Origin of the sequence: Mesorhizobium sp. M4A.F.Ca.ET.020.02.1.1, from assembly GCF_004022645.1 — a bacterium.
Classification (GTDB): Bacteria; Pseudomonadota; Alphaproteobacteria; order Rhizobiales; family Rhizobiaceae; genus Mesorhizobium.
This window is the reverse complement of sequence record NZ_RZOI01000504.1, coordinates 1-4,555: the sequence shown is the minus strand read 5'-3', so window position 1 is coordinate 4,555 and position 4,555 is coordinate 1. Positions and strand designations below refer to the sequence as shown.

Below are 4,555 nucleotides of genomic sequence, written 5' to 3'. Positions count from 1 at the left end.
GTGGGACGGTTGGGAGCGTCGCTACAAATCAACCGTCACCGCCAATCTGTGGGCCGACGGCGCCGTCATGCTGGGCAAGCTCAACATGGACGAGTTCGCCATGGGCTCTTCCAACGAGACCTCCTACTACGGCCCGGTCATCAACCCGTGGCGGCGCTCGCGCCTCGACACGGTGGTGATGCCGACCACGCACCAGGGCGACGGCGGCTTCGTCTCGGCCGGCGGCGCGAAAACCCAGCGCACGCTGGACAATGCCCAGCTCGTGCCGGGCGGCTCGTCCGGCGGATCGGCCTCGGCCGTTTCCGCTTTCCTCTGCGCCGGCGCCACCGCCACCGACACCGGAGGCTCGATCCGTCAGCCGGCGGCTTTCACCGGCACGGTCGGCATCAAGCCGACCTATGGCCGCTGCTCGCGCTGGGGCATTGTCGCCTTCGCCTCGTCGCTGGACCAGGCCGGCCCGATCGCGCGCGACGTGCGCGACGCCGCGATCCTGTTGAAGTCGATGGCCTCCGTCGACCCGAGGGACACGACATCTGTCGATAGTCCGGTGCCGGACTACGAAGCCGCGATCGGCAAGCCGATCAAGGGCATGAAGGTCGGCATTCCCAAGGAATACCGCGTCGACGGCATGCCGCAGGACATCGAAGCTCTGTGGCAGAAGGGCATTGCCTGGCTGAAGGAAGCCGGCGCCGAGATCGTCGACATCTCGCTGCCGCACACCAAATACGCGCTGCCGGCCTATTACATCGTGGCGCCGGCCGAAGCCTCGTCGAACCTCGCGCGCTATGACGGCGTCCGCTACGGCCTGCGCGTGCCGGGCAAGGACATCGTCGACATGTATGAGAAGACCCGCGCCGCCGGCTTCGGCCGCGAGGTCAAGCGCCGCATCATGATCGGCACCTATGTGCTGTCGGCCGGTTATTACGACGCCTACTACCTGCAGGCGCAAAAGGTGCGCACTCTGATCAAGCGCGACTTCGAGAACGTGTTTGCCGCCGGCGTCGACGTCATCCTGACGCCGGCGACGCCGTCGGCCGCGTTCGGCATCGCCGACGAGGACATGGCTTCCGATCCGGTCAAGATGTACCTCAACGACATCTTCACGGTGACCGTCAACATGGCCGGCCTGCCGGGCATCAGCGTCCCCGCCGGTCTCGACGCCAAGGGCCTGCCGCTCGGCCTGCAGCTCATCGGCCGTCCCTTCGACGAGGAGACGCTGTTCCAGACGGCGCATGTCATCGAGCAGGCGGCCGGCACATTTCAGCCGGAAAAGTGGTGGTAGGGTCGTCCCTCATCTAGCTCGTGGCTCCGAGAATCGGAATCGATTTTCGGAAAGGATCATGCGCAAGATCAAAGTGTTACAGCGTCCCTTGCGCGTCCAGGGGCGCGCGGCGCTGTAATGGGGTGAGGGATGTTCTTCTATCTTTCCAAGATTTTCTGGTTCTTCATCCAGCCGCTCAACCTGGCGATCTTCCTGCTGCTGGCGGGCCTGCTCGCGGCCGCGTTCGGCCGTCGGCGGCTGGCCGCCACCGGCAGCGTGCTCGCCTTCCTGATCCTGTCGCTTTCCGCCTGGACCTCGCTCGGCGCGATGATGCTCAACCCGCTGGAGGAGCGCTTTGCCAAACCGTCGCTGCCGCAGAAAGTCGACGGCATCGTCGTGCTCGGCGGCGGCTTCGAGGGCGCCATCAACCTCGCACGCGGCGGCTATGAGTTGAACAGTGGCGGCGACCGCATGGTCGAGACCGCGATCCTTGCCAGGCGGTTCCCGCAGGCCAAGGTGGTGGTATCCGGCGGTACCGGAGAACTGTTCCTGGACGGCGAGGGCGATGCCGACACCGCGCCGCGCCTGCTTGGCGCGCTCGGCGTCGGCGCCGATCGGCTGATCCTCGAGAACAAGTCGCGCAACACCTATGAGAACGCCGTCTTCACCAGGCAAATGGTGGCGCCGAAGCCGGGCGAGACCTGGCTGCTGGTGACCTCGGCCTTCCACATGCCGCGCGCCAAGGCGCTGTTCGACAAGGCTGGCTTCCCGACCATCCCATGGCCGGTGGATTACCGCACCTCGGGCAAGGAAGGCATCGGCCTGTTCTGCGACAACCCGGCCGATTCGCTGCAGGTGACGACCATGGCGATCCGCGAATGGATCGGGCTTGCCGCTTACTGGCTGTCCGGCCGCATCGACCGGCCCTTCCCGGGCTGACCGAGGACGGCCTCCCTGGCCGCAGAGAAGAACTGGCGCCGGACCAGCACCGCCAGCAGCAGCAGCGTCGACAGCACGAAAATCACCGGGTCGATGAACCAGCCGAGATAGCCGATCGAGAAGAAGACCGCGCGCAGGCCGGAATTGAAATGCTTGCCGGCCAGCATGTTCATGCGTGTTGCGCGCCAGACCGCCGTCTCGCTGACCGGATTGCGCGAAGCCTCGCCGTACGGGATCGGCACCGCGCCGATCAGGATCGAGCAGTAATTGAACAGTCGGTAGGCCCAGCCGAACTTGAAGAAGGCGAAGGCCAGGATCAGCACCAGGCCGAAAACCTTCATCTGGAAGGCCTCGCGCGAGGAGGTCGCGCTCAGCGGCAGGTCGCTCAGCATCGTAAGCACCTGGTCGGAGGCGCCGAGCAGCGCGAAACAGCCGCCAAGCGCGATCAGCGAAGAGGATGCGAAGAAGGCGGTCCCTTGTTGCAGACCCGTCATGATGGCGGTGTCGACGATGCGGATCTCGCGCTCGGCCATGGTTCGCATCCAGGCCGCGCGCTGTGCGTTCATCGCCGTTGTCAGCGAGACGCGGCTGACCAGCTTGCCGTCGGAGGCCAGCGTATGCAGCACCCAGACGATGAGGAAGAAGGCCAGTGCCGCAAGGTCGGCCGTCGAAAGATGGAAGGAATCGCCCATGTCCCCTTGTACCACAGGCGAGCCGGCCGCTTCGACGGTCGGCTAGGCCGGCAGGGGTTGGGCGGCTTTCGCGCGCAGGGCCTCGACCACCATGTCGGTCCTGGTGACCCATCCGAACGCGTTTTCGAAATTCCACAGCGTCGCCTGGCGGTTGAAGTCGGGGCCCGAATGGTTCATCGCGTCCTCGACCAGGACAGGCCAGAATTCCAGCATGTAGGCGTCGCGCGCGGTAGCATCGACGCAGACATTGGTGGCGACCCCGCTGAACAGCAGATGGCGGATATTGCGAGCCCGCAGATACGCTTCCAAACCGGTGTTGCAAAAGCCGCTGTAGCGGGATTTGCGGATGATCTGGTCGCCCGGCTCCGGCTTCAGCGCATCGACGATCTGCCAGTCCCAGCTGTCGTCGATCAACAGCTTGCCGCGCAGCTCGGGGCGCTGGCGCATCAGCACCATTCCCAGTTCCTTGTGGTAATTCGGCGAGGAAATGTCGCCGGCGTCGCCGAGATCCGGTCTGTACGACATCTGGAGATAGACCACGGTGAGGCCAGCTTTGCGCGCGGCCGCAAGCAGCCTTTTGTTGGCCTCGATGGCCGGTGCAGCACCCGATATGTCGAAGCCCGCCAGATCGAACATGCCGCCCGCCGAGGCGAAGGCGTTTTGCATGTCCACCACGATGACGGCCGTCTGCGCCGGCACGATGCACACCGGTTCCGGCCTGGCCTCCAATGCAAGCATTGCTTCCTCCCTCGCAACGATACCTGGCGTTGTCGAGAATAGCCCCGCCAGCGCAACCCGACAATCAATGTCGCTGCCGGAGCAAACAAGGTCGGAGGGCGCGGCGCCGCGATCCGTAAAACAGCGGAAACATCTCAGCAATTCCTATATGTATGCCGAGACGGATTCAGGAGACAACGGCGCGTGTTCCTTTCGGTTTTCGACCTGTTCAAGATCGGCATCGGTCCATCGAGTTCGCACACGATGGGGCCGATGACCGCCGCCCGGCGTTTTCTGGACGAGGTAGCCGGAAACGACTGGCCGCGGCCGGCCGGCGTCAAGGTCGACCGCATCGGCGCCAGCCTGCACGGCTCGCTCGCCTACACCGGCATCGGCCATGGCTCCGACCGCGCCGTCATCCTCGGCCTTGCCGGCGAGACGCCGCAGACGGTCGATCCCGACCTCGCTGACGGCATCGTTGCCAGGATCGCTGCCGAGAAGCGCATCGCGCCGCCGGGTCACCCGACTTACCGCTTCGATCCCGCGACCGATCTCGTGCTCGACCGCAAGACGCCGCTCACCGGCCACGCCAACGGCATGGCGTTCTATGCCTACGACGCCGGCGACCGACTGCTGCTCAAGCGCATCTATTATTCGATCGGCGGCGGCTTCGTCGTTTCCGAGGAAGAGCTGCAGCGGATGAAGGCCAAGGGCTCAGTGACGACGGAAGGCAAGAAGGTGCCTTATCCCTTCAAGAATGCCGTCGAGATGCTGAAGATGGCGGCCAAGAGTGGGCTTTCCATCGCCGAGATGAAGCGCGTCAACGAGGAGACGCAGATGTCGCGCGAGGAGCTCGACGCCGGTCTCGACGCCATCTGGGGCGCCATGAAGGGCTGCATCGACCGCGGCCTGTCGCAGGACGGCATCATGCCGGGCGGGTTGAAGG

General features: G+C 65.0%; 5 protein-coding genes. 3 read left to right on the top strand and 2 right to left on the bottom strand.

Annotated elements, in window-relative coordinates; genetic code table 11:
- The coding region (locus tag EN742_RS25270) for an amidase family protein (protein ID WP_128333411.1) at positions 1-1,282 on the top strand (1,282 nt) is incomplete at its 5' end.
- A gap of 129 nt (positions 1,283-1,411) precedes the next feature.
- On the top strand, positions 1,412-2,200 hold the full coding sequence (locus EN742_RS25265) for a YdcF family protein (protein ID WP_128333410.1): 789 nt from the start codon (positions 1,412-1,414) through the stop codon (positions 2,198-2,200).
- Here the strand turns inward: EN742_RS25265 and EN742_RS25260 are convergent.
- Both EN742_RS25260 and EN742_RS25255 read right to left on the bottom strand, forming a co-directional pair.
- Positions 2,158-2,892, bottom strand: coding sequence for a DUF599 domain-containing protein (locus tag EN742_RS25260; protein WP_127406504.1), 735 nt, complete (start codon positions 2,890-2,892; stop codon positions 2,158-2,160). The two genes, EN742_RS25265 and EN742_RS25260, sit on opposite strands and share 43 nt — an antisense overlap.
- A gap of 42 nt (positions 2,893-2,934) precedes the next feature.
- Positions 2,935-3,630 (bottom strand): cysteine hydrolase, encoded by a 696-nt coding sequence (locus EN742_RS25255; RefSeq protein ID WP_127406503.1) that lies wholly within the window; start codon positions 3,628-3,630, stop codon positions 2,935-2,937.
- A 183-nt stretch (positions 3,631-3,813) separates the two neighbouring features.
- Here EN742_RS25255 and EN742_RS25250 point away from each other — a divergent pair.
- The coding region (locus tag EN742_RS25250) for a serine dehydratase beta chain (RefSeq protein ID WP_281034994.1) at positions 3,814-4,555 on the top strand (742 nt) is incomplete at its 3' end.

Bases quoted from the DNA above. Each gene is read 5' to 3' on its own strand.
- EN742_RS25265 (WP_128333410.1), top strand. From the start codon at position 1,412: ATGTTCTTCTATCTTTCCAAGATTTTCTGGTTCTTCATCCAGCCGCTC.
- EN742_RS25260 (WP_127406504.1), bottom strand. From the start codon at position 2,892: ATGGGCGATTCCTTCCATCTTTCGACGGCCGACCTTGCGGCACTGGCC.
- EN742_RS25255 (WP_127406503.1), bottom strand. From the start codon at position 3,630: ATGCTTGCATTGGAGGCCAGGCCGGAACCGGTGTGCATCGTGCCGGCG.